Here is a 25,198-nt window from a genome sequence, read left to right as displayed (position 1 = left end):
TAACAATTCCATATGTCCTCTCAATCTTCTAATTAAGTCTAATTTGGCGTGCTGTATATCCTAAACCTAACCCACCAGATCCTAAGTGTGCGGCAATAACTGGTCCAAATTCAGAATATGCTACTTGATAATGTGAAGGTGCATTCGCTTTGACAGATTCTAATAACGCTTTTCCATCATCAGTTTTATCACCATTAATCACATAAATGGTCACATCATCATAATCTTTGACTTGATTTAAGACTTTGTCTTCTAATGCTTTGAGTGCTCTCTTCTTAGTACGTACTTTTTCTTCCGGTACAATTTTACCGTCATCAAACTTAAGTACAGGTTTCATTTTTAGCAAAGTACCTACCCAAGCTTGTGCGCCTGTAATACGGCCGCTTTTTTGTAAATTTTTTAAGTCATCTACAATTAAATAAGCACCTGTATGTTCTCTCATATCAGTTAACTCTGCTATGATATCATCTGGTTTATAACCTTGTTCTACCATTTCTATTGCACGTAATACGTAACAACCTTCCATCATAGCCGCAAGCTTACTATCAAATGCATAGACGTTAATGCCTTCAACTAATTCTCCAGCTTGCTTCCCAGATTGATAACTCCCACTAATTCCACTAGATAAGAATACAACTATCACATCTGTGTAACCATCTTCTCTTAATTTTTCATATCTTTGAATCCATTCACCTACAGCCGGTTGACTAGTCGTAGGTATCGTTGCTGAAGAAGCCATTTTATTGTAAAAATGGTCAATATCAACATTTACATCTTCAGTATAGCTTACACCATCATCAAAAGTTACACTTAACGGTGCAACTGGGATATCATATTTATCAATTAAATCTTGTGATAGATAGCTAGTAGAATCAGTCATTACAGCAATCTTCATAGTAGTCCTCCTCAATTATACTCATAGTAATAATACAATATTTTATTAAAAAAGAAAATCTTAATTAAACAATTTATTTTAAGTATTTACAGCGTGTATAATACTAGTATGAAAACAGAGCGAAGATGAAGGTGAAAAAATGACAAAACCAATCATTACTATTAAAGAAGAACATACTATTGAAAATACGATCAATAAATCTCGTTTTATTTCACATATTAAACCTGTAGCTTCAGAAGATGAAGCAAAGGCATTCATTAATGAGATTAAAGCACAACATAAAGATGCAACACACAACTGTTCTGCATATACTATAGGGCCAGAAATGAATATTCAAAAAGCAAATGACGATGGCGAACCAAGTGGTACGGCTGGTGTACCTATGTTGGAGATATTAAAAAAATTAGATCTACATGATGTGTGTGTGGTTGTAACACGCTATTTTGGTGGCATCAAATTAGGCGGCGGCGGACTCATACGAGCATATAGTGGTGCAGTACGTGATGTCATTTATGATATCGGCCGTGTTGAATTAAGAGCCGCTATTCCAACCACTGTTACCTTGAATTATGATCAAACCGGTAAATTTGAATATGAATTAGGTTCTACTAGCTTTATGCTTAGAAATCAATTCTATACTGACAAAGTTAGCTACCAAATTGATGTCGTTGAAACTGAGTATGATGATTTTATCGCCTTTTTAAATAAAACGACAGCTGGCAATTATGAGCTAAATACTGAAGATATTAAAATGTTACCCTTTGATATTACAACAGATTAAAAAGAAGCTATCTAAAGACAGAGTCTCAATTCCGATTAAGTTGAGACTCTGTCTTAGATAGCTTTTGTAATATTTAGTGATTATCTTCCTCTTCATATTGATGTTGAGGATGTGGAGGATCACCTTTTTTAGTAATGAGATTTAAGATAGGTCTATAATTATCATCTATTAATCCTGTGAATTCAACAATGAGTTCAATCGTTAAAATAATTAAAATGAACATCATTAAGGCACCTAGAGGTTGAGATAGATACAGAATAATACTAGATAGACTGAATAAGATAGCAATGGAATATATGAGTAATACGGTTTGTCTATGTGTATAGCCTAGTTCTAACAACTTATGGTGCAAGTGAGATTTATCCGCTTGCATAATATGTTGCCCTTTTTTCATTCGTCGAATCATTGCAAAAATAGTATCAATAAATGGTACCGCTAAAATAACGATTGGGAAAAATAAAGCAATAAATGTAATGTTTTTAAAACCTAACAATGAAACAAATCCAATAATAAAACCAATCATTAAAGCACCGCTATCACCAAGAAATATTTTAGCTGGGTGTGAGTTATAGAATAAGAATCCTAATAAAGATCCAATTAACACACAACAAATCATAATAATAAAGATATTCGCCTGTAAGATAGCGATAAATGCAATCGTCATTAATGCTATCGCAGATACACCAGATGCTAAGCCATCTAATCCATCAATTAAATTAATAGCATTAGTAATAGCCACAATCCAAATCACTGTAATTGGAATACTTAAAATTCCAAAATGTATCGTTGGACCCATTGGTAATGAAATAAAATCAATCGTGATGCCATAAAATGCTACCACTAAAGCAGCGACGATTTGCCCAGCTAATTTGATATAAGGTTTAAGATCAAATATATCATCGATTAAACCAACGGCATACATCAAAATTGCTCCGATAACTAATGGCTTCACTTCTCTTTCAATAGGATGACCTAACCACATTCCAATTAAAAATGAGAATAAAATAACTGTGCCACCCATGACTGAAATCGGCTTTGTATGTACCTTACGAAAGTTGGGTTTATCTACTAAATTTAATTTTTTAGACATCGCAATAATAATGGGTGTTATTATTAAACTGACTATCATAGTAAATGCAATGAGTAATAATGTATACATCAGTTCACCTTCATCAAAATTAAGTTAGTTTCTATCATTAAGGGTAAGTTTTAAGAAATCCAACCATTTTTCTTCCTATATTTATAGTTAATAATTAAATTTGAGTCGGTTATTTTGTATGATCTTCCTCTTTAATAACGACTTCTATCAATCTTGTATTTTATCGTAATAACATCAGTTGCTATCATCTTTCCTTATTATTAAATCAACTGTATAATTAGAGTTAATCTAAAAAAGACATCCCAAATTTATAACAACATTCATTCTTCATATATTTCTACATCGATATTAATACTCTCACATGACGAAACTATTTTTTTCATCATATCACTTAAGTTAACATTTTAACATTAATCACTATTTTATGTGATAAATTTTTTAGTCTAACTAATGACAAATTGTAAGTTTTCACTTACAATAGCTAATGGTCAATAAAGGAGTCGGTAAAACTATGTTTGAAGCAATTATATATAATATTTCAGTCATGGTTGCAGGCATATATTTATTTCACAGACTGCAATACTCTGAAAATAAAAGAATGGTTTTTTCTAAAGGATATGTCACTGTTTTAATGACACTTGTTGCACTTTTATTAGCAGCATATCCCATTCCCTTCCGTTTAGAATACTTAGTTCATTTAACGTTTGTACCTTTATTATTCTTAGGGCGTTATACTAACATGGTTTACACATTGGCTTCTGCTATCGTCGTATCATTAGTTGACGTACTTATTTTTAACAACTCAATCATATACGGTATCACTTTAGTCGTTATTGCGGGTGTTGTCAGTGCAGTAGGCCCATTTTTAAAACAAAATGACATTATATCGTTGCTTATATTAAATTCAATCAGTATTATCATTTTATTTATACTTGCATTAGTGAGTCCAATTTATGATTTGATTGAAATTGCAATTTTAATTCCTGTGTCATTCATTATCACAATTGCCTCTGCAATTACATTTGTAGATATATGGCATTTCTTCTCACTCGTTAATCGCTATGAAAATGAAGATAAATATGATTATTTAACTGGTCTTGGGAATGTAAAAGAATTCGATAGACATTTGAATCAAATATCTAAATATACTGAGACACATCATGAAAGCTTAGGCTTGTTACTGATTGACATTGATGGTTTTAAAGATGTAAATGATACATATACGCACCAAGCAGGAGATGCTGTATTAAAACAAATGTCTCAACTACTTAAAAATTACGTCCCTAAACAATTCCTTATTTTTAGAAATGGTGGCGAAGAATTCTCTGTCGTGATTAATGATTATACGTTGGATCAAAGCGTCAAACTTGCCGAAAATATTCGACAAGGTGTAGAGAAGTCATCCTTCCACCTACCTAATAAGGAAGTCATTAAACTTTCAGTATCTATAGGTGTCGGATATTTAACACAAGATGATCGCAAATCACAAAGACGCGTCTTTAAGGATGCTGATGATATGGTTCATGTGGCTAAAAGTGAAGGTAGAAATAAAGTCATGTTCAATCCTATTATTAAACTATAATCAAATATTGGATACAGAATCAGAGGTAGAGGCAAAAAGATTTGTCATTTCGTTAATTTATTTATCGAAGTATGAATCTTTCATGTCTCTTCCTCTTTTATTTTATAAACACATTTCTTATTCATCACAGTCACAATATGATTAGATTTAATATAGATGTTAACTAGTGTTATCACCTACTTCCTTCATTACATAATCTTTTCAATATGCCGTACTCTATTGAAAGTTGTTAGCTCAAGATGTAAACTTCAATTATTCATATCATTAAATTAATTAGGAGGTGGTTATTCATGTCAGATTCAATCACTATCATCGATGAGAATAAAGTGATTGATGTCGTGTTGATTGCTGGTAGGATTTTACTAGAAGCTGGTGCTGAAACTTATCGTGTTGAAGATACCATGAATAGAATTGCGCATAGCTATGGCTTGCATGATACATATAGTTTCGTAACTTCAACCGCTATTATCTTTTCACTTAATGATCGTACGAGTACCAGATTAATTCGTATTAGAGAACGTACGACTGATTTAGAAAAAATAGCATTAACCAATAGTTTATCTCGTAAAATTTCTAGCAATCAACTTACTATCGATGAAGCAAAATCTGAATTAATCCACCTTAGAAGTGCATCGTTGCAATATTCATTTTTAATGAATTTATTTGCAGCAGCGATCGCATGTGGTTTTTTCCTATTTATGTTTGGTGGCGTTGCATCAGATTGTTGGATCGCCATACTTGCTGGAGGATCAGCTTTTCTAACGTTTAGCCTTGTTCAACGATATATTCAAATTAAATTTTTCTCAGAATTTGTAGCTGCTGCAGTAGTAATCACTATTGCTGCTGCCTGTTCGAAACTTGGATTGGCAACAAATCAGAACATTATTACTATTGCGAGCGTAATGCCTCTTGTTCCTGGTATTTTAATTACCAATGCTATACGAGATTTACTAGCTGGAGAGTTATTAGCAGGTATGTCTAGAGGAGTTGAAGCAGCGTTAACTGCATTTGCAATTGGTGCTGGCGTTGCTATTGTATTACTAATTTTTTAAGAGAGGCTGTTCATATTGTTATTTTATTTATTTCACTTCACAATAAGTTTCATTTCCACAGTCCTTTTCTCCATCATATTTAACGCACCTCGTCGATTATTGTTAGCTTGTGGATTTGTCGGTGCAGTTGCGTGGACAATTTATCAATTTACTGTTGATATGCAATTTGGAAAAGTTGGCGCTACATTTTTAGGTAGTTTAATTTTAGGCTTACTCAGTCATACAATGAGTAGACGCTATAAGCGACCTGTTATTATCTTTATCGTACCTGGAATCATTCCACTTGTACCAGGTGGTGCTGCGTATGAGGCAACACGCTTTTTAGTTTCAAATAATTACACTAGTGCTGTAAATACCTTTTTAGAGGTAACCTTGATATCAGGTGCGATTTCTTTTGGTATCCTCGTGGCAGAAATCATCTATTATCTCTACACACGTATCAAGCAGTATTATGGTAAAATTAAAGGTAAATCATATAGAAAATCTTATAATATGAATAATCGAGTTTAAGGGGATGTCTAACATGAAAGAACAAATTATCGATAGATTAACGAGATACGTCAAAATAGATACACAATCAGATCCAAATTCAAGTACGACACCATCTACGACAAAACAATGGGATTTATTAAACCTATTGGAAAGTGAGCTTAAAGCATTAGGACTTGAAACAGATATGGATAGCAATGGTTACCTTTTTGCTACATTAGAAAGTAATGTGGAATACGACGTGCCAACGGTTGGTTTCTTAGCTCATGTTGATACATCACCTGATTTTAATGCTACTAATGTTAATCCACAAATTATTGAAAAATATGACGGTAACCCGCTAAAGTTAGGTACGACAGACAGAATTCTAGATCCTAAAGTCTTTCCTGAACTTAAACAAGTCATTGGTGACACATTAATGATTACTGATGGTACTTCTTTGCTAGGTGCTGACGATAAAGCAGGCGTAGTAGAGATTATGGAAGGTCTTAATTATTTACTTCAACACCCAGAAATTAAACATGGTAAAATCCGTGTAGGCTTTACGCCAGACGAAGAAATTGGAAGAGGGCCTCATCAATTTGATGTTGAACGTTTCAATGCTGATTTCGCTTATACTATGGATGGTAGCCAATTAGGAGAGTTACAATTTGAAAGCTTTAATGCTGCTGCAGCAAAAGTGACATGTCACGGTGTTAATGTGCATCCTGGATCAGCTAAAAATGCGATGATTAATGCGATTTCACTTGGCCAACAATTTAATAGTTTATTACCGCCAAGTGAAGTTCCAGAACGTACAGAGGGTTATGAAGGATTTTATCATTTAATGAATTTTGAGGGTAATGTTGAAAAAGCTACATTACAATATATTATTCGAGACCATGATAAAAAACAATTTGATCTACGTAAAAAGCGTTTCATGGAAATACGTGATGATATCAACTCACACTTCGAAGACTATCCAGTCAAAGTGGACGTTGAAGACCAATACTATAATATGGCTGAAAAGATCAAACCACATCAACATATTATAGATATCCCTACAAAAGTATTTAATCGTTTAGGTATCGAGCCTAATACGGAACCTATTCGTGGTGGTACTGATGGATCACAACTCTCATTTATGGGATTACCTACACCTAATATCTTTACTGGTTGTGGCAATTTCCATGGTCCGTTTGAGTATGCTTCCATCGATGTTATGGCAAAGGCCGTACAAGTTATGGTCGGTATCGCAGAAGAAGTTGCAAAATCAAATCAATAATATATCAACACCCCTAATTGTCTAGTCTAATACACTTAGGGGTGTTGTTTTTATCATTTCTATAATTATTTATTCACATCGAATTGTGTTTTCAATAATTTTAATGCTTGAACTGTATAATGTCTGATTTGTAGACCCATTTTAAAGTCTGTGTATGATTCAGGCATTTCTATAAATGTATTGAACATAGCCGTTACGCCCTTACCTTCAAACAAATCAAATTTATCATCTGTAGCACAAATTGCAATAGATGTCTTATGATGTTTTTCTGTTAAATCAGCAATACGTAATGTAGTCGTTTCTAATAATTGGTCACGTTCATTTAAACCTTCACCAAATATAATTAAATCTGCTTGTTGAACTAAATCTTCCAGGTGTGTAATTTGGTCTACAAGTTCATGACTTGTTAAAATTTCCGCTTGATATAAACCATTTAAAACTGCAGCAATTCCGCCACCAGCACCACCACGTTCGATAGGACCAATCGTTACTCGTAATTCACTTTTAAATAATTCACTAAAGTACCAAACTAAATTGTCAATTTCTGCTGCTTCATTTTGTGTCATCCCTAGCATTGGATACATTTGCATAATCTCACTTTGTTTACCATATAAGCGACTTGAAAAATCTGACATCACTTGAATATTTGCTTCAGCTAGCTTCGGATGGATACCAGAAAAATCTAGACGTCGAATATATTTAATGACATGCGCACCCTTAGTCACATCAACTAAATTTGCCTCATCATCATAGAACTTAGCGCCTAATGCTTGAAGCATTCCTGCACCACCATCAAAGCTACCGATGCCACCAAGCGAGATAATAATGTGTTTGGCATCATTATCTAACGCAGCATTTAAAATTTCACCTAAACCAAAACTCGTTCTTTCTTGAATTGGTTTTTGACCATTTAAAAATAAATTACCCTCAATAATTGTCATACCGCTATCTGTTTGACCATAAATCGCTTCTACATCATTCATGTCAGCATCGTGAGCCGCAACTCGATATTTACTCCCAGATTGCCATAAAAAGACTGAATCCATTAATTCATGTCGTCCATTAAATAGTGGAACTTGAACGATATCAGCCTTTTCAATTTGACTAGCAACCGCTTCTTCGACATATCTGTTTGCTTGATAGCTTGAAATAATACCATTAAATTCGTCCATGGCTACTAAAACTTTCATTGTCTTAACCACCTTGTTTTTATATAATATTGTGCTTTCAATACAATTTAACTTATATTATTAATCTTACATTTATAACATATTCATTAATCTATTTGTGTTGTACACTAACATATTATACATGTGAATGTGCATGATTTCATGATAAACACTATCATAATCTTTATTAAACTATGAGTAATATGAATATTGGTCTATTATATACTATTCTCAATTAAAGCATAAACGATTAACTTACCTTTTTACAATCGCAATTAAAAAGCCATCTTATTACTCTATCCGTAATAAAATGGCTTCCATCATTTGAGCGAACATCAATGAAGTAATATAACTTTGATGTTCTTTATTCATTTGTTAGTGATTCATTATTCTTCTGCTTGCGCTAATGACGAAACATTGATGTCACTGTGTGACGCATTCCATTTCATTTCACCATCTATAAAGTAAAATGCCTGTGGTGATTCATGTTTGACATTTGTCTTTTCAGCAATGTAGTCCGATAATTTGCGCTCCTGTTGTACTATTAAATAGTAACCGTCCATATCGCGTTCATATAAAAATTTATTAAACTGATCATACGCATTTGCAGAAATTGGACAAGTTTCGCTATGTTTTAAAACAAAAACATATTTATTTTCTTCTAACACTTGTTCAAACTGGTCAATCGAACTCAGCTTTATAGCCATTCTATTCACCTCTAAAAGTATTTATCACATTTTCTGAGCATATGCGTGATATTCATATCCCAAAAATTATATCAGTGGGTACAATTATACACATTTTACTTAGCAATGTTAACCATGGTTATTTAATTTATTTAATTCTAATCAAAATTAATCGCTTTTTTGTTTAACCTTTTTTAATTCCGAATTAAATGCCTTATCTTTCCTATCTATGTCTTTACCCTCTTTTGGTAACTTTTCGACATTAATTTTAGAAATTTTTTCACCAACTTCTATGGTATCAATACGAGTGTCATAATAATTTTGTAAACTATAGTACATCTCAATCGCATTTTTACGTGCATCATTCACATTTTTATCTGATATATTCGTTTGATTGATGTCTTTAATTTGTTTTTCAATTAATGGAGAAATATAATTTTTGATTGCTTTTTTCGCTGATTTAGCATTGCTTGATGATGTATCTAGATGTTTTTGAGCCGTTTCCTTTAAATCTTTATTATTACTTTCCAGTTTTGAAGTTAATTGATCTGCGTCTTCTTGGTTCGAAGCATTTTTGATTTTCTTTTCAACTTGCGAACGATTTTTTTCAAATAACTTTGTGTAATCTAAAATATCTTCATTATCTTTGATTGAATCATTACACAAATCCACAAATTCTTTTACATCATATATCGATTTTTTCTTTGTTTTGACTGTTTTAAGGTATTTTGCTTTTAATACTTTTACATCGTGCGTTTCTGCTGGTAATTGTTTCGCTGATTTTTCATAATCTTTAAATGCAGGTATTAATTGCTCATTTATGTCATCTTGAAGTTTGATAAATTCTTTTCTGTTTTTATCAGTTGTATCTGTCTTACTTAAGTGATCCAATTCTTTTAGATTGATTTCATCCATCACTTTTTCAAGCTTGTCTTGTTTTTGATTAACTTCATCTAATTTACTTTCAAAGTGACTTAAATCTGAATCGGTTTTATTACTACATGCTGTTAAGGCAACGATAAGTAAAAATATCATTGGGATAAGTACTATTTTTTTCATATTTGCACCCCTTACCATTGAACATTATACAAAAACGTATTTATTAAGAAAATGAATTATGTTATAGTATCTCAGACTTTATACCTTATTAATTCAACACAAAGGAGAAAAACCATGTACGGTCATGTTCAACCTCTTATTAAATATCAAAATAATGACTATTTCGACACGCTATATCAAGAAACGCGTACGTTATTATTTAATTTGCTAGATTCACCTGTTAAATTTACGCAACATATTGGTGGAACTCGACATTTCAATTATGATACAGAACCTATCCTTGACATACTTATTGGCGTAGATAATTTACATGATATTACGGCTTTAGACGAAAAACGATTAAATTACGCTGGATTTTATCGTTTACACCATTCATATAAAAAGAAAGTCATGATGGCTAAGTTTAATAATCTTAAAGATTTAAAGCAAGAAGTTCGCTTACATATCATTCAATTAGATACACCGTTATTTGAGCAATATCAAAAAGTTGATGAGTTATTAAGTCATCATAAGAAGATTGCTAACCAATTTGCGACTAAAAAGGAGAAACTATTGCATCATATTGATACGATAAGACAATATGAAAATCAAAAACAAACTATTTTTGAAAACATTTATAAACAGTATGGTCATAACACATAAATATGTAAAAGAAAGCTTATTAAATTGATGTAGCAGTCAATATCTATTTCCCAAACGCAAAATTAAATAAATTATGCATTTTAATTATATAACATATATTTAGAATTAAAAGAACTATGCATTATATACAACGAGAATCAATTATCTTAGCGTTAAATATCTTCATATTTCGCAAATAACAACTAAAATTGATATAATAAAAATATTAGTATTGATCAAAGAAAGGACGTACGGATAGTGAATAAAAACGACATTTTAAAAGGTTTGCAAGAAATTATTCCAAACGACATTATTGAAGTAGATGAACCCCTAAAAAAATATACTTATACTGAAACTGGTGGTAAAGCAGATTTTTACTTATCACCTACTAAAAATGAAGAGGTACAAGCCATTGTAAAATATGCAAACCAACATAATATTCCTGTCACATATCTAGGAAACGGTTCGAATATTATTATCCGTGAAGGCGGTATTAGAGGTATCGTATTAAGCTTGTTATCACTTAAACATATCGAAGTATCAGATGATGCCATTATTGCTGGTAGTGGTGCGGCTATTATTGATGTCTCACGTGTTGCAAGAGATTATGCACTTACGGGATTAGAATTTGCATGTGGTATTCCTGGTTCAATCGGTGGCGCCGTTTTCATGAATGCAGGTGCTTATGGTGGCGAAGTTAAAGACTGTATTGATTATGCGTTATGCGTTAATGAAGATGGAGATTTAATTAAATTAACAACACAAGAATTAGAATTAGATTATAGAAATAGTATTGTACAGAAAAAACATCTCGTAGTGTTAGAGGCAGCTTTCACACTAGAACCAGGAAACTTAAAAGAAATACAAGCGAAAATGGATGATTTAACTGAACGTCGTGAATCAAAGCAACCACTTGAGTACCCTTCATGTGGTAGTGTTTTCCAAAGACCACCAGGTCACTTTGCTGGTAAATTAATCCAAGATTCTGATCTACAAGGCCATCGTATTGGCGGTGTAGAAGTTTCTACTAAACACGCTGGATTTATGGTCAATGTAGATAATGGTACTGCGACAGACTATGAAGATTTAATCCATTACGTGCAGCAAACAGTTAAAGATAAATTTGATGTAGAATTAAACACTGAAGTACGAATCATTGGCGAACATCCTGACACTGAATAAAGATTAATATCGGAGGTTTGTTTCAATGACTAAGGTCTATGGTTCAATGATTGATAATGAAACAAGATGTATACATTATCACTCTTTTTTAGATATTATTGCTATTAAATTCAAATGTTGTGATAAATACTATCCTTGTTATCAATGTCATAATGAACACGAAGCACACCCTATTCAACGTTGGAGTGAAGATGAATTCGACCAACAAGCCATTATGTGTGGTGTTTGTAAACATCAGATGACAATTAACGATTACATGATGGTCGAATCTTGCCCCAGATGTCAATCCCACTTCAATCATAGATGTAAATTTCATTACCATCTATATTTTGAAATTTAATATATAAAGCAAAAGCGCTAAAAGCATATTATTTAATGCCTTTAGCGCTTTCTTATATTATTTTACTACTTTTTCTAATTCATCAATTTGTTTCATTGTTGTAGTTGTTGAACCAGATGAGAAATACCAAAGTTTAGGGTCAAGTTCATAAATTTTATGTTCTTTTACAGCTTTAACATTTTTTAATACTTTATTGTTTAATGTCTTCTTAGCTGTTGCATTATTTGCTACAACCTGTCCTCTATCCATAGCTAAAATCACATCAGGATTATTTTTGTTAATATATTCATTATTAACATTTTGACCATGCGGACCTTTACTTACATCTTTATCAACTGGTTTAAAGCCTAGTGTATCAAATACCAATCCACCAAATCGTGAACCTGGGCCGAATGTAGATAACTCACCTTCATTTACTAATAAGTACATCACTTTCTTATCAAATTTAGATGTTTTGTTTTTCATTGTATCTACTTTTTTATCTAATTGTTTAGTTAAATCTTTCGCTTTATCTTCCTTGTCGTAGATTTTACCTAATTTTTCAGTGTTATCCTTCATAGAGTTGATAACATCTTTATTATCCGCACCCATATATACAATTTTTGCTTTTGGTGCAGCTTTTTTAAATTCATCTAAATTTTTCTGATTAGCTGTTCTACCTGAAATAAAAATCACTTCTGGTTTGGCTTTAGCTACTTTATCGAAATTAACTTGTTTTAAGTTACCAGAGTTTATATATTTATCTGATTTAAAATCTTCTAAGAAATCTGGTAGAGATTTTCCGCCTTCACCTTTTGGTAATGCTTTAACTTTACTTGAAAGTCCCATTTCTTTCATATCATTTAATACACCATAATCTAAAACGACAGCATTTTTGGGGTTTTTAGGAACTTCGACCGTCTCTTTAACCTTCTTAGCATCACTGCCATCTTTTTCCTTTCCTTGTGCTTCATAGTTATTTTCTATTTTAACAGTATCTTTCGAATCACTTTTCTTCGATTTCGAATTTGATTGACTATTATTAGATTGATTACCACATGCTGCTAATATAAATACTAAAGATATTATTAAGACTAAAATTGATTTTTTCATTATGTAGTAACTCCTTTTGTAATTTTTCACGATTGGCTGAGTAACATGTTCTTCTTTATTAATTATTTACTCACTATAAGCATCACTCCCTTAGTGGTTTAAATGTTCACTTTATGAAAGAATTTGTTCATCGTAATACAGACATATGCGTTGTCCATTAACCCATTCTACTTTGACATCCATTTCATATAATTCTCTTAATACCTCAGTTTGTAAAACGTCTTCATTTTTTCCAGCACGTACTAATTCACCATGTTTTAATGCAATAATATGATCTGAATAACATGACGCAAAATTAATATCATGTAATACAATAACGATTGTTTTATCTAATTGCTGTGCTAATGTACGCAATGTCTGCATAATTTGAACGGAATGTTTCATATCTAAATTATTTAATGGCTCATCTAACAAAATGTACTCAGTATTTTGTGCAATTGTCATAGCGATATATGCTCTCTGACGCTGACCACCGGACAAAGTTTTAATATTCCTATCTTTAATGTCGTTTAACTGTAATAAATCTAAGGCATATTTAACTTGCTCTTTATCTTCTTTTTTAAGATGACCCTTACAATAAGGAAATCTGCCAAAATTCACTAATTGCTCTACAGTAATATTCATATCTGTGTGATTAGTTTGTTTTAGTATTGAAATTTTCTGAGCAAGTTCATCCGTCCTATAAAAAGACATTTCTTTATCTTCAATTTTGACTGTGCCACTATCGATACTCATTAATTTTGTAATTGCAGATAGCAAAGTACTTTTTCCTGCACCATTAGGCCCTATCAAAGAGGTAATCTTCCCCTTTTCGATATTGACATTGATATCTTTTAATATGGACTTCTTTTGAATTGATTTATTTAAATTTTGAATTTGGATCAATTTGCATTTCTCCCTTTAACTAATAAGTAAATAAAGTAACTTCCACCTATGAGGTCAATGATGATACTTACTTCTGTAGTAGCTTCGAAAAGATGTTCAACAACCCATTGAGCAATAAATAAACATATCCAACTGAAACATATTGTAGCGGGTAAAATATATTTATGTTCATAAGTTTTCATAAATTCATGAGCTAAATTGACAGTAAGTAATCCTAAAAATGTAATCGGCCCAACTAATGCCGTTGAAATAGATACTAAAATAGCGACAAGAATAAGCATTAATCTTGTTACATTTTCATAATTAACACCTAAATTGATAGCTTGTGCTTTTCCTAGTAATAACACATCTAAATAGGGTATCAGCACTATAGTTATACCTATTAAAATGATTAATAAAATAGCTGAAAATCCGACAAGTTTAGAATTAGAAGCATCAAAGTTAGCAAACATGGTATTTTGAACCGCTAAAAATGACTCTGGATCCATAATTAATTGGATAAAACCAGTAATACTTCTAAAAAATGTGCCTAATATTACACCAATCAATAAAATGAAATAGACCGAAAAATGACCTACTTTAAATAAAACTTGAAACAGAATTAAAGCAAATAACACCATTGTCACTAACGTAATTAAAAAATTGATATACACGTTATTAACGATTGTCGATTGAGTACCTAATAAAAAAACAGGTAATATTTTGACGAATAAATAGACTGAATCTAAACCAATAATAGAAGGTGTTAGTAAGCGATTTGTTGTTATCGCTTGAAAAATGACAACTGACGTGCCAATAGCGCCACCTACTAATATAATTAAGATAAATTTTCTTAAACGACTTTGAATTTGATAATCAAATATTTCGAAATCAATACCTAAAATTAAGTATAAAGTCGCTATAATTATTGTGATTACCCCTAATAAAAAAAGCTTTTTATTAACATTAGTTAGCATAATTCTCCCTACCTTTCATCATTAAGATAAGGAATATAATCGTTCCAAAAACACCAATAGTTAGACCTATGTTAATTTCATAAGGATAAACAATTAAGCGTCCTACAATATCTGAAATAAGCACAAATATAGAACCTAACATCATCGTATGAGGTAAGGCATGTTTTAAATGGTCCCCTCGATATATTGAAATAATATTAGGAACAATGAGTCCGAGAAATGGTAATGTTCCAACAGTAACGACTACAAGTGCAGTGATTGTTGCAGTTATAAACAATGCGATATTAATGATTTTTTCATAATTCACACCTAAGTTATGGCTAAAATCTTTGCCCATACCAGCAATCGTAAAATGATTTGCAAATATATATGTAATTAATAAGAACGGTATACTTTGATATAGAACTTCATAACGACCACTTGTAATAATAGCAAAATTTCCATTTAGCCAATTTCCAATACTTTGTACTGCATTAGTTCTCAATGCGATAAATGTAGTAAAACTTGAAACAATACCTCCAAGCATAATACCTAATAACGGTATAAAGATGACTTCTTTCACTCTAATCAGTTGTACTAATTTCACGAAGAAATAAGTACCACCGACGCTACAAATAACTGCAAATATTAATTTAATAAGTATGTGACCTTTAGGGAATAAAATAAGTGATAAAAGAATACCCAACTTAGCCCACTCCATTGTGCCAGCTGTTGTTGGACTCACAAATTTATTTTGCATCATTTGTTGCATGATTAAACCTGCTATTGCCAACGTACTACCTGATATGAGAATACTAACTGTTCGAGGAATACGACTCGATAAAATGATATTTAATTGATCATCGGTAAGGTGGAAAATATCGGAGATTGATATTTGGCTAACACCGATAAATAGAGAGAGAATCGTAAGCACGACGAGAAAGATGAGTAAAACATATCCCTTTAATAAAAACTTCATAACACTTTCTCCTTGAATAGTTATCCTTGGTAACGATTGTACGATAATGATAATCGTTATCAATTAAAATGTTACAGAATTTCCTTGTCATTTTCAATAGGTTATCTATAAATATTGTTATAAATTAGATTATTTTTATGTTTTTAGTTCATTGCACATAAAAAAAGCCCTAATTTTACTTTCATTGTGCGTACACAAGTATAGTAAAATTAGAGCTAAATCTATTTTATTTTTCATCATCAAATATGAAATCTTCATCTCGTAATGCTTCAACATTTAAAGCTAGTGTATAACCATCACCTTTTACAGAGAAGAAATCATGGTTTTTAGTTGTTGTATCTAAAGCATTTTCAATAATTGGATTGAATTCACGTTCTTCAAAATATGGTTCAAATCCAAGATTTGATAATGCTTTATTTCCGTTGTATTTAACGTAATTAAGCACATCTTCAGCTAAGCCAATATCATCATATAGAAGATGCGTATATGATACTTCATTATCATAAAGTTCTTTTAACAATTTGTACATTTCTTGATCTGCACGTTGTTTTTCACTTTCAGAAAGCTCATTTCTTAAACTTTGTGCATCTAGACCTGTAAACACACCATGTATCGATTCATCTAATAAGATTTTACGAATAATTTCACCAGATGTTGTCATTTTACCTTGACCAGCTAGATAAAGCGGATAATAGAATCCAGAGTAGAATAAGAATGTTTCTAAGAAAACACTTGATACTCTAGCAATATATTGGTCAAAAATTGAGGCTTCTTTCCCCCACAATTTATGGTAGTTTTCGATGATTTTGTCTGATTTGTATTTTAAATGTGGCTCTTCAATTACCCAAGTATCTAATAAATAGTTCGTTTCACTAGATGGTAATAATGTAGTGAAAATATGAGAATAACTTTTAGCATGAATTTGTTCCATCATTGCCATAAACGAATAAACGGCTTTTTTTCTTAAATCAGTTGTGTGAAGCATGATTAATGGCATTCCATCATCTGCTTGATGCGTGTCTAACCCTGTTAAACCAGCTAATGCCTTTTTAAATGTATTTTTTTCGGCTTCAGATAATGTTTTCCAACTTGCAATATCTTTTGATACTTTAAATTCTGTTTCTACCCACATTTGAGAGATATTTTGACGCCAAAACATATTTGTCATATCTTCTTGGGTATTCCAATTGACGGCCTTCATGAATAATAATCCTCCTATCCTTTAATTAAGATGATAGATAGCCATAGATAATCAATTAAACTACCAAAATCCTTATTAAGGTTATGTATTTCAAGGTTAGAACATCTACGTTGCATACTTTGAGAAATACTAAATATGCTCTCTAAAGTCAACGTGTAGTCCCAACCTTTTTAAATCTTAATATTCTATAATCCACTTCAATAATAATACTTACTATTTAATGTATCACGTTTATTTATCGTATTAAATTGCACAACTTGTACATTCTTCTACACTTAATAATTTATTACGTGTGTAATATAAAGATTTTAAACCTTTATGATGTGCATATACATATAATCGAGAAAGTTCACGTGTAGAAATTTCTGAATTAACATATAAAATAGTTGAAATACCTTGATCAACATGTGTTTGAATAGTTGATACTAAATCAATTAATTTCATTTGATCTGTATTAAATGCTGATTTGTAATACCACATTGTTTCAGGTGATAAGAATGGCATTGGATAAAATGTTTCAGCATTACCATAAGTACGTCGCTCGATTTGATCAACGATAGGCATTACTGAGCTTGTTGCATTTTGCACATATGAAATACTTTGTGTTGGTGCAATTGCTAAGCGATAAGCATGATATAGACCGTATTGCTCTACATCTTTTTGTAATGCTTTCCAATCTTCTGCTGTAGGAATTTCAAAACCTTTGAATAATTCGCGTACTTTTTCAAATTGTGGTTCAAATTCTTGTGAAGTATAGAACTCGAAATATTTTCCATTTGCATAATCTGATTTATCAAAATCAAGATATTTTTCTCCACGTTCTTTTGCAATTTGCATTGAACGCTCAATTGAATAATAGTTCATCATCATGAAGAAGATGTTAGCGAAATCTTTAGCTTCTTCTGACTCATAACCAATTTTATTTTTAGCTAGGTAACCATGTAAATTCATTACACCAAGTCCTACAGAATGTAACTCACTATTAGCTTTTTTAACGCCAGGTGCGTTTTGAATATTCGCTTCATCACTAACAACTGTTAATGCGTCCATACCAGTATGAACCGAATCTCTAAATTTTTGGGATTCCATGACATTCACAATATTTAATGAACCTAAGTTACATGAAATATCTCGTTTAATTTCATCTTCTGTACCATAATCATTAATAATAGATGTTTCTTGTAATTGGAAAATTTCAGTACATAAATTACTCATTTTAATTTGACCAATATCTGAATTAGCATGTACTTTGTTCGCATTATCTTTGAACATCAAATATGGATAACCAGATTGTAATTGCGTTTGAGCAATTGTATTTAACATTTCACGTGCATCTTTTTTCTTTTTCTCTACGTTAGGGTTTGCAACCATGTCATCATAATATTTTTCTAAATCAATATCATCTAAAGTCACACCATACTCTTGTTTTACAGTGTGTGGCGCAAACATGTAGAAGTCTTTACCTTCTTTTGCTAGGTCGAAGAATTTAGAAGGCACGATTAAGCCTGTAGAGATAGTTGATAAACGTAAATCTTCATCTGCATTTACTTTTTTAGTATCTAAAAACTCTTCAACATCATAGTGGAAGATGTTTAAATATACAGCACCTGCGCCAGGTCTTTGACCTAATTGATCTGCATAACTAAATCCACCTTCGAGTGACTTAGCAACAGGTAATACACCTTTGGCTACACCTTTTATACCTTTAATTGCTTCACCACGTGCACGTAATTTAGATAAATTAATTGCAACGCCACCGCCAATTTTACTTAATTGTTTCGCGGTTGAATCAATAAAGTTGATAGAATTCAAGCTATCATCCACTTCTAATAAGAAGCAAGAAACTAATTCTCCACGTCTTGCTCTACCCGCATTTAAAAATGTAGGTGTTGCAGGTTGATAACGTTGTTCTACCATAGCTGAAATAAATTGTTTAGCTTGATCTTTGTCTCCATTAGCTAAGTACATTGAAACAATGGCAACGTGTTGATTATAATCTTCTAAATATTGTTGTTTATCATTCGTTTTAAGTGCATAGTCTTTGTAAAATTTACTTGCAGACATGTAACTAGCAAATTGGAAGTTAATTGACTTCGCATATTCTGTGATTTCTACTAAGTCTGAATCACTGTATTTTTCAAAAACATTGAAATAGAAGTTATTGTCTACAAGATAGTGTAAACGTTCAATTTCGCTATCGAAATAAATCGTTTTGTCGTGGATTTCTTCCAAATATACTTTGAGCGCTTCTTGGTCTTTTTCTAAATAAAAAAAACCATTATCTTTTCGTTTTGTAACTTCATTATTTAATTCAATGTGATTGTACTTCTTCTCGTCCATAGTTTTCATTAAAATTACCCACCTTGTTTTTAAATTCGATAACGTCTTTATTAGTGCCTTGCACTTCAAACTTCATTAACAACGGTACATTATAGTCTTCAGAAATAGAGCGCCCTGCTTTAGCAAAATTTTGACCCCAGTTTCTATTACCACTGGCAGCTACCGCTCTGAGATATGAATGATTAACATCTAGAAATGATTGTACTTGTTGTGGTACTTCGCCAAAGCCTATTGTTCCAGTAACTAAAATATATGGTTCATTAATAGGATCCGTACAATTTTCTGATGTAATTTCCATTACATTTTCGATTTCAGCACGTTTAATAAATCTGCGTACATTACCTGAAAATGAGAAATATACTACTTTCATTGGATCGCCTTCTTTCACCAATCTTTAAACAATTAAAAAAGAAGTTCTCCTATCATGACAGGAAAGCTTCCTACAAAATATAGTGTTGTAGAATGAAATGAGTCACTAAAAGAAAAGTTTATAAAAATTATATGACCTTATCTTGATATTAGATTTTATTTTGAACCACAAGATATTGTGGTTGATTAGAAATGTAGATCTATATAGTATAAGTAAACATTTTGTGCGGAAACACTGTAAACGAGAGATTATTCTATAATTACTAGTGTCATTTTGCATTTAAATTAAGATTATTCCATTTATTAGTATCAGCTACAGACACAATATATTGTGTCTGTTTATCAATATCGATACTATATTCTGTGTTTCATTATACATAATACCTAAACTTATTTAAAGTTAAAGTTTTATGTCAAATGTTCGTCTTTTCTTCTGAACATGCACCACTACACCTTTAGTCTTACACAAATAAAAATAAAAAAATTTTTCAGTTAAAATTACTTGCTTTTTATAAAAAATTATACATTAAGCTTAAGGTCTTGATTCTAGCTCAACCCTGTCAAAATAAAGGATACAATCAATGAAGAATCAAAATTAAACTGCAATCGTTTTCAGTTATATGCAATCATTTTAATTCTCACAAATGATTTGAAACTAGATTATGACTCTTCCTTAACAGAACGTACGTTCGTATTATGATTATATATTTCACCCACTGTTTTTTCAAGTCTTTTATGCATATCGACATCATTTATGCTACTATAATAACGTTAAACTTTTATGAATGAGGCGATAGTATTGAATCCTAAAATCAAAGGTATAATTGCAATACTAATATCTGCGATAGGCTTTAGTTTTATGTCTGTCTTCTTCAGATTATCAGGCGATTTACCTGTATTTCAAAAGTCTCTAGCAAGAAATTTAGTTGCAATGTTCATACCATTATTCTTCATATTTAAATATAAACAACCAATGTTTGGTAAATTAAGTAGCCAACCATTACTTATCTCAAGGTCAACACTCGGTTTAATAGGTGTATTGCTTAATATATATGCACTTGATCATATGGTATTGAGTGACGCTGATACATTAATGAAATTAAACCCCTTCTGGACTATATTATTATGTTTTATCTTTTTACATGAAAAAGTACGAAAATATCAAATTTCAGCAATGATCGTTGCAATACTCGGTATGTTACTTATTGTAAAACCAGAATTTTCTTCTTCGTTTATACCAGCATTAATTGGACTACTTTCAGGTATATTTGCTGCATCAGCATATACTTGTGTCCGTGCTTTAAGTACTAGAGAAGCACCCTACACCATTGTATTTTATTTTTCACTATTCTCAGTAATTGTACTTATCCCATTTTCAATCTTTACATTTGAACCAATGAGTAAATTACAATTATTATATTTATTCGGCGCAGGTTTATCAGCTGCAGTGGGCCAAATTGGAATCACACTAGCCTATAGTTTCGCAGCAGCAAAAGATATATCTATTTTCACTTATGCTTCAATTATATTTACAGCAATATTCGGCTTCATATTATTTGGTGAAACACCTGATTTATTATCAACAATCGGATATGTTGTCATTATAAGTGCAAGTTACTATATGTTCGAAAAAGCACGTCGCGAATCAAATCAACAACAACAAAATTAATCATATGATAAGGAGTGATTCATTTGGCACAAGGACGTCAAAATGATGAATTACAAGATATAACATTACTAGGAAACCAAAATAACACATATAACTTTGATTACAGACCAGATGTTTTAGAAACATTTGATAATAAACACCAAGGTAGAGATTACTTTGTAAAGTTTAATTGTCCAGAATTCACATCACTATGCCCTATTACAGGACAACCAGATTTCGCAACAATATACATTTCATACATTCCTAACATTAAAATGGTTGAATCTAAATCTTTAAAATTATACTTATTTAGCTTTAGAAACCATGGTGACTTCCATGAGGATTGTATGAATATCATTATGAATGATTTAATTGAATTAATGGATCCTCATTACATTGAAGTATGGGGTAAATTCACTCCACGTGGTGGTATTTCCATCGATCCATATACAAATTATGGTCGCCCTAATTCAAAATATGAAAAAATGGCAGAACATAGAATGATGAATCATGATATGTATCCTGAAAATGTAGACAATCGCTAATCTTTTAGCGAATATTAAAAATTAACTTTAGTACATTGAAAACATCTTACAAAGATAATTTCAAATTGTACTAAAGTTTTTTTGTTTAATTTTCAAAAAACTCTTGCACTTTATTAAGTTAAAGCGTATTTTTATATATATTAGTACTATAGTTTATTAAATTAATGAGTCTCAATTTTATATGAACATTTCATATAATTAATTCGAAGGAATTGACAGAATTTTCTTATTTATAATTTTTAGAATATTATTGCAACTTTTTAATTTCAATAGTACAATTTTTAAAAACCAATATAACGTTAGTGTTAAGGGAACAGAAAGGTTGGGATGATTATATGAAAGCAAATAATTCCCATGAACAAGCAGTTCAAGAAATACCACAAACAGGGTTTTTTGGACATCCAAGAGGTTTAGGTGTTTTATTCTTCGTAGAATTTTGGGAGAGATTTAGTTATTACGGCATGCGTGCGATGTTACTATTCTATATGTACTACGCTATTGCAGATCATGGATTAGGCATCGATAAAACAACGGCAATGTCAATCATGTCAGTATATGGAGCATTAATATACATGTCATGTATTCCAGGTGGTTGGATTGCTGACCGAATTACAGGTACAAGAGGTGCCACATTAATTGGTGCCGTTCTCATCATTATTGGACATATTTGTCTAAGTTTACCATTCGCAATGGTAGGTTTATTTGCGTCAATGTTCTTTATTATTATCGGATCTGGGATGATGAAACCCAATATATCTAATATAGTTGGTAGATTATATACTAAAGATGATACACGAATGGATGCAGGTTTCGTTATCTTCTACATGTCAGTTAACTTTGGTGCATTAATTTCACCTATCATTCTGCAACAATTCTTAAATGTCAAAAACTTCCATGGCGGATTCTTAATTGCAGCTATTGGTATGGCATTAGGCTTAGTTTGGTACGTATTATTCAACCGTAAAAATTTAGGTCGTGTTGGTATGACACCAACAAACCCACTATCACCTGCTGAGAAGAAAAAATATGGGGCAATTATTAGTGGTATTGTAGCAATTATTATTGTTGTACTCATCGTTACATACTTAACGAATACATTATCTTTCAACTTAGTAAGTAATACTGTTTTAGTACTTGGTATCGTATTACCAATTTCATACTTTACAATAATGATTAGAAGTAAAGATGTTACAGATGTAGAACGTTCAAGAGTTAAAGCCTTTATTCCATTATTTATTCTGGGAATGGTGTTCTGGGCAATTCAAGAACAAGGTTCTAACGTACTTAACATTTATGGTATTGAACATTCAGATATGAAATTAAACTTATTAGGATGGAAAACCAACTTCGGTGAAACGATTTTCCAATCTATTAACCCACTTTTCATCTTATTATTTGCACCTGTTGTTTCATTAATTTGGCAAAAATTAGGTAAACGCCAACCAAGTTTACCTATCAAATTTGTGATTGGTGCTGGTTTGGCTGGTATCTCTTATATCTTAATAGGATTAATCGGTACCATTTATGGAAGTGCTCATTTCTCAGTTAACTGGGTTATACTTTCATACATCATTTGTGTTGTAGGTGAATTGTGTTTATCACCTACTGGTAACAGTGCTGCAGTTAAATTAGCACCAAAAGCATTCAATGCTCAAATGATGAGTTTATGGTTGTTAACTAATGCATCAGCTCAAGCATTTAACGGTACATTAGTTAAATTAATCGATCCTTTAGGTCAAACGAATTACTTTATTTTCTTAGGTACTACAGTCATCGTCATTACATTAGTCATTCTAGCCTTCTCACCAAAAATTGTGAAAGCAATGAGAGGCATTAGATAATAGATTAGAATACAAGCAGTAAGTCGAAATGATTCGGCTTACTGCTTTTTTAGTTTATAATAAAAATCACTATAAAATTTCATTGATTACCTATAAAAATGGGTATTGAAATATATTAAACAAGAACTTAAGGAAAGTAGGTATAGACGATGACAAAAAAATATAATCATGGTGTGTTATTCTATCATGAACACAGTGGCTTAAAAGATATCTACCAAGGTCTAGGTGAAGTGACAAAGTCTCTAAGTTCTATGTGTAAACACTTTTCCATTCAATTAAGTGAGAATGAAGGGGATATCAAAGGCTATTGCGAATCTATTAAAAATGGACAGTATGGCAACGACATAGATGTGTTATTTATTTTAGGTGGCGATGGTACAGTGAATGAACTGATTAATGGTGTAATGGAGAATGACTTAGATTTACCTATTGGCATTATTCCCGGCGGCACATTCAATGACTTTACTAAAACATTAAACCTAAATCCAAATCATACATTAGCTAGTCAGCAATTATTATCATCACATATACAAACATATGATGTAATGAAAATTAATGATATGTATGCACTTAATTTCGTTGGATTAGGGTTAATTGTACAAAATGCTGAAAATGTACAAGATGGTTCTAAAGACATCTTTGGTAAATTAAGCTATATTGGTTCTACTGTTAAAACATTAATGGATCCTAGCAAGTTCGACTTCACATTAACGATTGATGGTGAAGAGAAAACAGGTAATACCTCAATGATATTAATTGCAAACGGACCTAATATTGGTGGCAGCAGAATTCCTTTAACAGATTTATCTCCACAGGATGGTCAATTGAACACCTTTATCTTTGATGATCAAAGTTTCAGCATTCTTAATGATATCTTTAAAAAGCGTGATAGCATGAATTGGAATGAAATCACACAAGGTATTGATCATGTCTCAGGTAAACAAATTAAGCTAACTACTGACCCTAATATGAAAATTGATATTGATGGTGAAATTGCTTTAGAGACACCTATAAATGTCGAAGTGTTACCTGATGCCATCAAATTACTCACCTTCCCTGATCAAAATAATAACCAATGATAACAATGCACTAACTCGCAAAAAATAGGAGCTTGGCCACTCATCCATATGATCATCTTTGGATA

The 25,198-nt window shown here is 31.6% G+C and carries 24 protein-coding genes; 12 read left to right on the top strand and 12 right to left on the bottom strand.

Annotated elements, in window-relative coordinates; all coding sequences use genetic code 11:
* Window positions 1-28: 28 nt before the first annotated feature.
* Window positions 29-895, bottom strand: a complete 867-nt coding sequence (fakB1, locus tag ACJQQZ_RS01160; RefSeq protein WP_049423638.1) for a fatty acid kinase binding subunit FakB1 — start codon at window positions 893-895, stop codon at window positions 29-31.
* A gap of 139 nt (window positions 896-1,034) precedes the next feature.
* On the opposite strand from fakB1, the gene ACJQQZ_RS01155 reads away from it, so the two are divergent.
* Window positions 1,035-1,676, top strand: coding sequence for a YigZ family protein (locus tag ACJQQZ_RS01155; protein ID WP_002450924.1), 642 nt, complete (start codon window positions 1,035-1,037; stop codon window positions 1,674-1,676).
* Between the two features lie 73 nt (window positions 1,677-1,749).
* Here ACJQQZ_RS01155 and ACJQQZ_RS01150 read toward each other — a convergent pair whose 3' ends face one another.
* A complete protein-coding gene (locus ACJQQZ_RS01150) occupies window positions 1,750-2,835 on the bottom strand; it encodes a glycosyltransferase family 4 protein (protein ID WP_002450925.1) in 1,086 nt (361 codons plus the stop codon).
* A 451-nt stretch (window positions 2,836-3,286) separates the two neighbouring features.
* On the opposite strand from ACJQQZ_RS01150, the gene gdpS reads away from it, so the two are divergent.
* The 4 genes from gdpS to pepT all read left to right on the top strand — a co-directional run bounded on the left by gdpS (window position 3,287) and on the right by pepT (window position 7,162).
* Complete coding sequence (gdpS, locus tag ACJQQZ_RS01145) at window positions 3,287-4,357, top strand: GGDEF domain-containing protein GdpS (protein WP_049423637.1); 1,071 nt, start codon at window positions 3,287-3,289, stop codon at window positions 4,355-4,357.
* Window positions 4,358-4,647: 290 nt separating this feature from the next.
* Window positions 4,648-5,409, top strand: a complete 762-nt coding sequence (locus ACJQQZ_RS01140; protein WP_002450927.1) for a threonine/serine exporter family protein — start codon at window positions 4,648-4,650, stop codon at window positions 5,407-5,409.
* A 15-nt stretch (window positions 5,410-5,424) separates the two neighbouring features.
* Window positions 5,425-5,919 (top strand): threonine/serine exporter family protein, encoded by a 495-nt coding sequence (locus ACJQQZ_RS01135; protein WP_002450928.1) that lies wholly within the window; start codon window positions 5,425-5,427, stop codon window positions 5,917-5,919.
* A gap of 13 nt (window positions 5,920-5,932) precedes the next feature.
* Window positions 5,933-7,162, top strand: a complete 1,230-nt coding sequence (gene pepT, locus ACJQQZ_RS01130; RefSeq protein WP_002450929.1) for a peptidase T — start codon at window positions 5,933-5,935, stop codon at window positions 7,160-7,162.
* A gap of 65 nt (window positions 7,163-7,227) precedes the next feature.
* Here pepT and ACJQQZ_RS01125 read toward each other — a convergent pair whose 3' ends face one another.
* The 3 genes from ACJQQZ_RS01125 to ACJQQZ_RS01115 form a co-directional block, all read right to left on the bottom strand.
* On the bottom strand, window positions 7,228-8,352 hold the full coding sequence (locus ACJQQZ_RS01125; protein ID WP_002450930.1) for a glycerate kinase: 1,125 nt from the start codon (window positions 8,350-8,352) through the stop codon (window positions 7,228-7,230).
* A 365-nt stretch (window positions 8,353-8,717) separates the two neighbouring features.
* On the bottom strand, window positions 8,718-9,038 hold the full coding sequence (gene ytxJ, locus ACJQQZ_RS01120) for a bacillithiol system redox-active protein YtxJ (RefSeq protein WP_002450931.1): 321 nt from the start codon (window positions 9,036-9,038) through the stop codon (window positions 8,718-8,720).
* Window positions 9,039-9,185: 147 nt separating this feature from the next.
* Complete coding sequence (locus tag ACJQQZ_RS01115; protein ID WP_002450932.1) at window positions 9,186-10,076, bottom strand: EMYY motif lipoprotein; 891 nt, start codon at window positions 10,074-10,076, stop codon at window positions 9,186-9,188.
* Window positions 10,077-10,190: 114 nt separating this feature from the next.
* Here ACJQQZ_RS01115 and ACJQQZ_RS01110 point away from each other — a divergent pair, with 114 nt between their 5' ends.
* From ACJQQZ_RS01110 to ACJQQZ_RS01100, 3 genes are all read left to right on the top strand, one after another.
* The gene (locus tag ACJQQZ_RS01110; RefSeq protein ID WP_124228497.1) at window positions 10,191-10,718 is read left to right on the top strand and encodes a GrpB family protein; all 528 of its coding nucleotides are present in this window, start codon (window positions 10,191-10,193) and stop codon (window positions 10,716-10,718) included.
* Between the two features lie 234 nt (window positions 10,719-10,952).
* Entirely contained in the window at window positions 10,953-11,879 is a 927-nt protein-coding gene (murB, locus tag ACJQQZ_RS01105) for a UDP-N-acetylmuramate dehydrogenase (protein ID WP_080548089.1), read from the top strand.
* A gap of 25 nt (window positions 11,880-11,904) precedes the next feature.
* Complete coding sequence (locus tag ACJQQZ_RS01100) at window positions 11,905-12,219, top strand: CHY zinc finger protein (protein WP_049423626.1); 315 nt, start codon at window positions 11,905-11,907, stop codon at window positions 12,217-12,219.
* Window positions 12,220-12,276: 57 nt separating this feature from the next.
* On the opposite strand, the gene ACJQQZ_RS01095 is transcribed toward ACJQQZ_RS01100, so the two are convergent.
* The 7 genes from ACJQQZ_RS01095 to nrdI all read right to left on the bottom strand — a co-directional run bounded on the left by ACJQQZ_RS01095 (window position 12,277) and on the right by nrdI (window position 20,021).
* A complete protein-coding gene (locus ACJQQZ_RS01095) occupies window positions 12,277-13,311 on the bottom strand; it encodes a ferrated catecholamine ABC transporter substrate-binding lipoprotein SstD (protein ID WP_124224553.1) in 1,035 nt (344 codons plus the stop codon).
* 111 nt (window positions 13,312-13,422) lie between these two features.
* Window positions 13,423-14,196: an iron ABC transporter ATP-binding protein gene (locus ACJQQZ_RS01090; RefSeq protein ID WP_107532210.1), complete on the bottom strand. Its 774-nt coding sequence runs from the start codon at window positions 14,194-14,196 to the stop codon at window positions 13,423-13,425.
* Window positions 14,193-15,152 carry an iron chelate uptake ABC transporter family permease subunit gene (locus ACJQQZ_RS01085; protein ID WP_107546376.1) on the bottom strand — a complete coding sequence of 320 codons (960 nt, stop codon included), beginning with the start codon at window positions 15,150-15,152 and terminating at the stop codon, window positions 14,193-14,195. Before ACJQQZ_RS01085 ends, ACJQQZ_RS01090 begins: the two co-directional genes overlap by 4 nt.
* The gene (locus tag ACJQQZ_RS01080) at window positions 15,142-16,110 is read right to left on the bottom strand and encodes an ABC transporter permease (protein WP_145505762.1); all 969 of its coding nucleotides are present in this window, start codon (window positions 16,108-16,110) and stop codon (window positions 15,142-15,144) included. Before ACJQQZ_RS01080 ends, ACJQQZ_RS01085 begins: the two co-directional genes overlap by 11 nt.
* 226 nt (window positions 16,111-16,336) lie before the next feature.
* The gene (gene nrdF / locus ACJQQZ_RS01075; protein ID WP_002450939.1) at window positions 16,337-17,311 is read right to left on the bottom strand and encodes a class 1b ribonucleoside-diphosphate reductase subunit beta; all 975 of its coding nucleotides are present in this window, start codon (window positions 17,309-17,311) and stop codon (window positions 16,337-16,339) included.
* Between the two features lie 243 nt (window positions 17,312-17,554).
* On the bottom strand, window positions 17,555-19,660 hold the full coding sequence (gene nrdE / locus ACJQQZ_RS01070) for a class 1b ribonucleoside-diphosphate reductase subunit alpha (protein ID WP_145505765.1): 2,106 nt from the start codon (window positions 19,658-19,660) through the stop codon (window positions 17,555-17,557).
* A complete protein-coding gene (nrdI, locus tag ACJQQZ_RS01065) occupies window positions 19,623-20,021 on the bottom strand; it encodes a class Ib ribonucleoside-diphosphate reductase assembly flavoprotein NrdI (protein ID WP_002450941.1) in 399 nt (132 codons plus the stop codon). Before nrdI ends, nrdE begins: the two co-directional genes overlap by 38 nt.
* 798 nt (window positions 20,022-20,819) lie before the next feature.
* On the opposite strand from nrdI, the gene ACJQQZ_RS01060 reads away from it, so the two are divergent.
* The 4 genes from ACJQQZ_RS01060 to ACJQQZ_RS01045 all read left to right on the top strand — a co-directional run bounded on the left by ACJQQZ_RS01060 (window position 20,820) and on the right by ACJQQZ_RS01045 (window position 25,133).
* A complete protein-coding gene (locus ACJQQZ_RS01060) occupies window positions 20,820-21,689 on the top strand; it encodes a DMT family transporter (RefSeq protein WP_049423612.1) in 870 nt (289 codons plus the stop codon).
* Between the two features lie 23 nt (window positions 21,690-21,712).
* Window positions 21,713-22,213 carry a preQ(1) synthase gene (gene queF, locus ACJQQZ_RS01055; protein ID WP_002450943.1) on the top strand — a complete coding sequence of 167 codons (501 nt, stop codon included), beginning with the start codon at window positions 21,713-21,715 and terminating at the stop codon, window positions 22,211-22,213.
* A gap of 335 nt (window positions 22,214-22,548) precedes the next feature.
* Complete coding sequence (locus ACJQQZ_RS01050; protein WP_002450944.1) at window positions 22,549-24,054, top strand: peptide MFS transporter; 1,506 nt, start codon at window positions 22,549-22,551, stop codon at window positions 24,052-24,054.
* A gap of 149 nt (window positions 24,055-24,203) precedes the next feature.
* Window positions 24,204-25,133 (top strand): diacylglycerol/lipid kinase family protein, encoded by a 930-nt coding sequence (locus ACJQQZ_RS01045; RefSeq protein ID WP_075778905.1) that lies wholly within the window; start codon window positions 24,204-24,206, stop codon window positions 25,131-25,133.
* Window positions 25,134-25,198: the final 65 nt, after the last annotated feature.

It is taken from the genome of Staphylococcus sp. KUGN1, from assembly GCF_045984185.1.
In the GTDB taxonomy this organism is placed as follows: domain Bacteria; phylum Bacillota; class Bacilli; order Staphylococcales; family Staphylococcaceae; genus Staphylococcus; species Staphylococcus warneri_A.
This window is presented reverse-complemented; position numbering and strand designations above follow the sequence as displayed.

What these genes read in the sequence shown, in the direction of transcription:
- fakB1 (WP_049423638.1), bottom strand. Translation starts at nt 895, where the DNA reads ATGAAGATTGCTGTAATGACTGATTCTACTAGCTATCTATCACAAGAT.
- ACJQQZ_RS01155 (WP_002450924.1), top strand. Translation starts at nt 1,035, where the DNA reads ATGACAAAACCAATCATTACTATTAAAGAAGAACATACTATTGAAAAT.
- ACJQQZ_RS01150 (WP_002450925.1), bottom strand. Translation starts at nt 2,835, where the DNA reads ATGTATACATTATTACTCATTGCATTTACTATGATAGTCAGTTTAATA.
- gdpS (WP_049423637.1), top strand. Translation starts at nt 3,287, where the DNA reads ATGTTTGAAGCAATTATATATAATATTTCAGTCATGGTTGCAGGCATA.
- ACJQQZ_RS01140 (WP_002450927.1), top strand. Translation starts at nt 4,648, where the DNA reads ATGTCAGATTCAATCACTATCATCGATGAGAATAAAGTGATTGATGTC.
- pepT (WP_002450929.1), top strand. Translation starts at nt 5,933, where the DNA reads ATGAAAGAACAAATTATCGATAGATTAACGAGATACGTCAAAATAGAT.
- ACJQQZ_RS01125 (WP_002450930.1), bottom strand. Translation starts at nt 8,352, where the DNA reads ATGAAAGTTTTAGTAGCCATGGACGAATTTAATGGTATTATTTCAAGC.
- ytxJ (WP_002450931.1), bottom strand. Translation starts at nt 9,038, where the DNA reads ATGGCTATAAAGCTGAGTTCGATTGACCAGTTTGAACAAGTGTTAGAA.
- ACJQQZ_RS01115 (WP_002450932.1), bottom strand. Translation starts at nt 10,076, where the DNA reads ATGAAAAAAATAGTACTTATCCCAATGATATTTTTACTTATCGTTGCC.
- ACJQQZ_RS01110 (WP_124228497.1), top strand. Translation starts at nt 10,191, where the DNA reads ATGTACGGTCATGTTCAACCTCTTATTAAATATCAAAATAATGACTAT.
- ACJQQZ_RS01100 (WP_049423626.1), top strand. Translation starts at nt 11,905, where the DNA reads ATGACTAAGGTCTATGGTTCAATGATTGATAATGAAACAAGATGTATA.
- ACJQQZ_RS01095 (WP_124224553.1), bottom strand. Translation starts at nt 13,311, where the DNA reads ATGAAAAAATCAATTTTAGTCTTAATAATATCTTTAGTATTTATATTA.
- ACJQQZ_RS01085 (WP_107546376.1), bottom strand. Translation starts at nt 15,152, where the DNA reads ATGCTAACTAATGTTAATAAAAAGCTTTTTTTATTAGGGGTAATCACA.
- ACJQQZ_RS01080 (WP_145505762.1), bottom strand. Translation starts at nt 16,110, where the DNA reads ATGAAGTTTTTATTAAAGGGATATGTTTTACTCATCTTTCTCGTCGTG.
- nrdF (WP_002450939.1), bottom strand. Translation starts at nt 17,311, where the DNA reads ATGAAGGCCGTCAATTGGAATACCCAAGAAGATATGACAAATATGTTT.
- nrdE (WP_145505765.1), bottom strand. Translation starts at nt 19,660, where the DNA reads ATGAAAACTATGGACGAGAAGAAGTACAATCACATTGAATTAAATAAT.
- nrdI (WP_002450941.1), bottom strand. Translation starts at nt 20,021, where the DNA reads ATGAAAGTAGTATATTTCTCATTTTCAGGTAATGTACGCAGATTTATT.
- ACJQQZ_RS01050 (WP_002450944.1), top strand. Translation starts at nt 22,549, where the DNA reads ATGAAAGCAAATAATTCCCATGAACAAGCAGTTCAAGAAATACCACAA.
- ACJQQZ_RS01045 (WP_075778905.1), top strand. Translation starts at nt 24,204, where the DNA reads ATGACAAAAAAATATAATCATGGTGTGTTATTCTATCATGAACACAGT.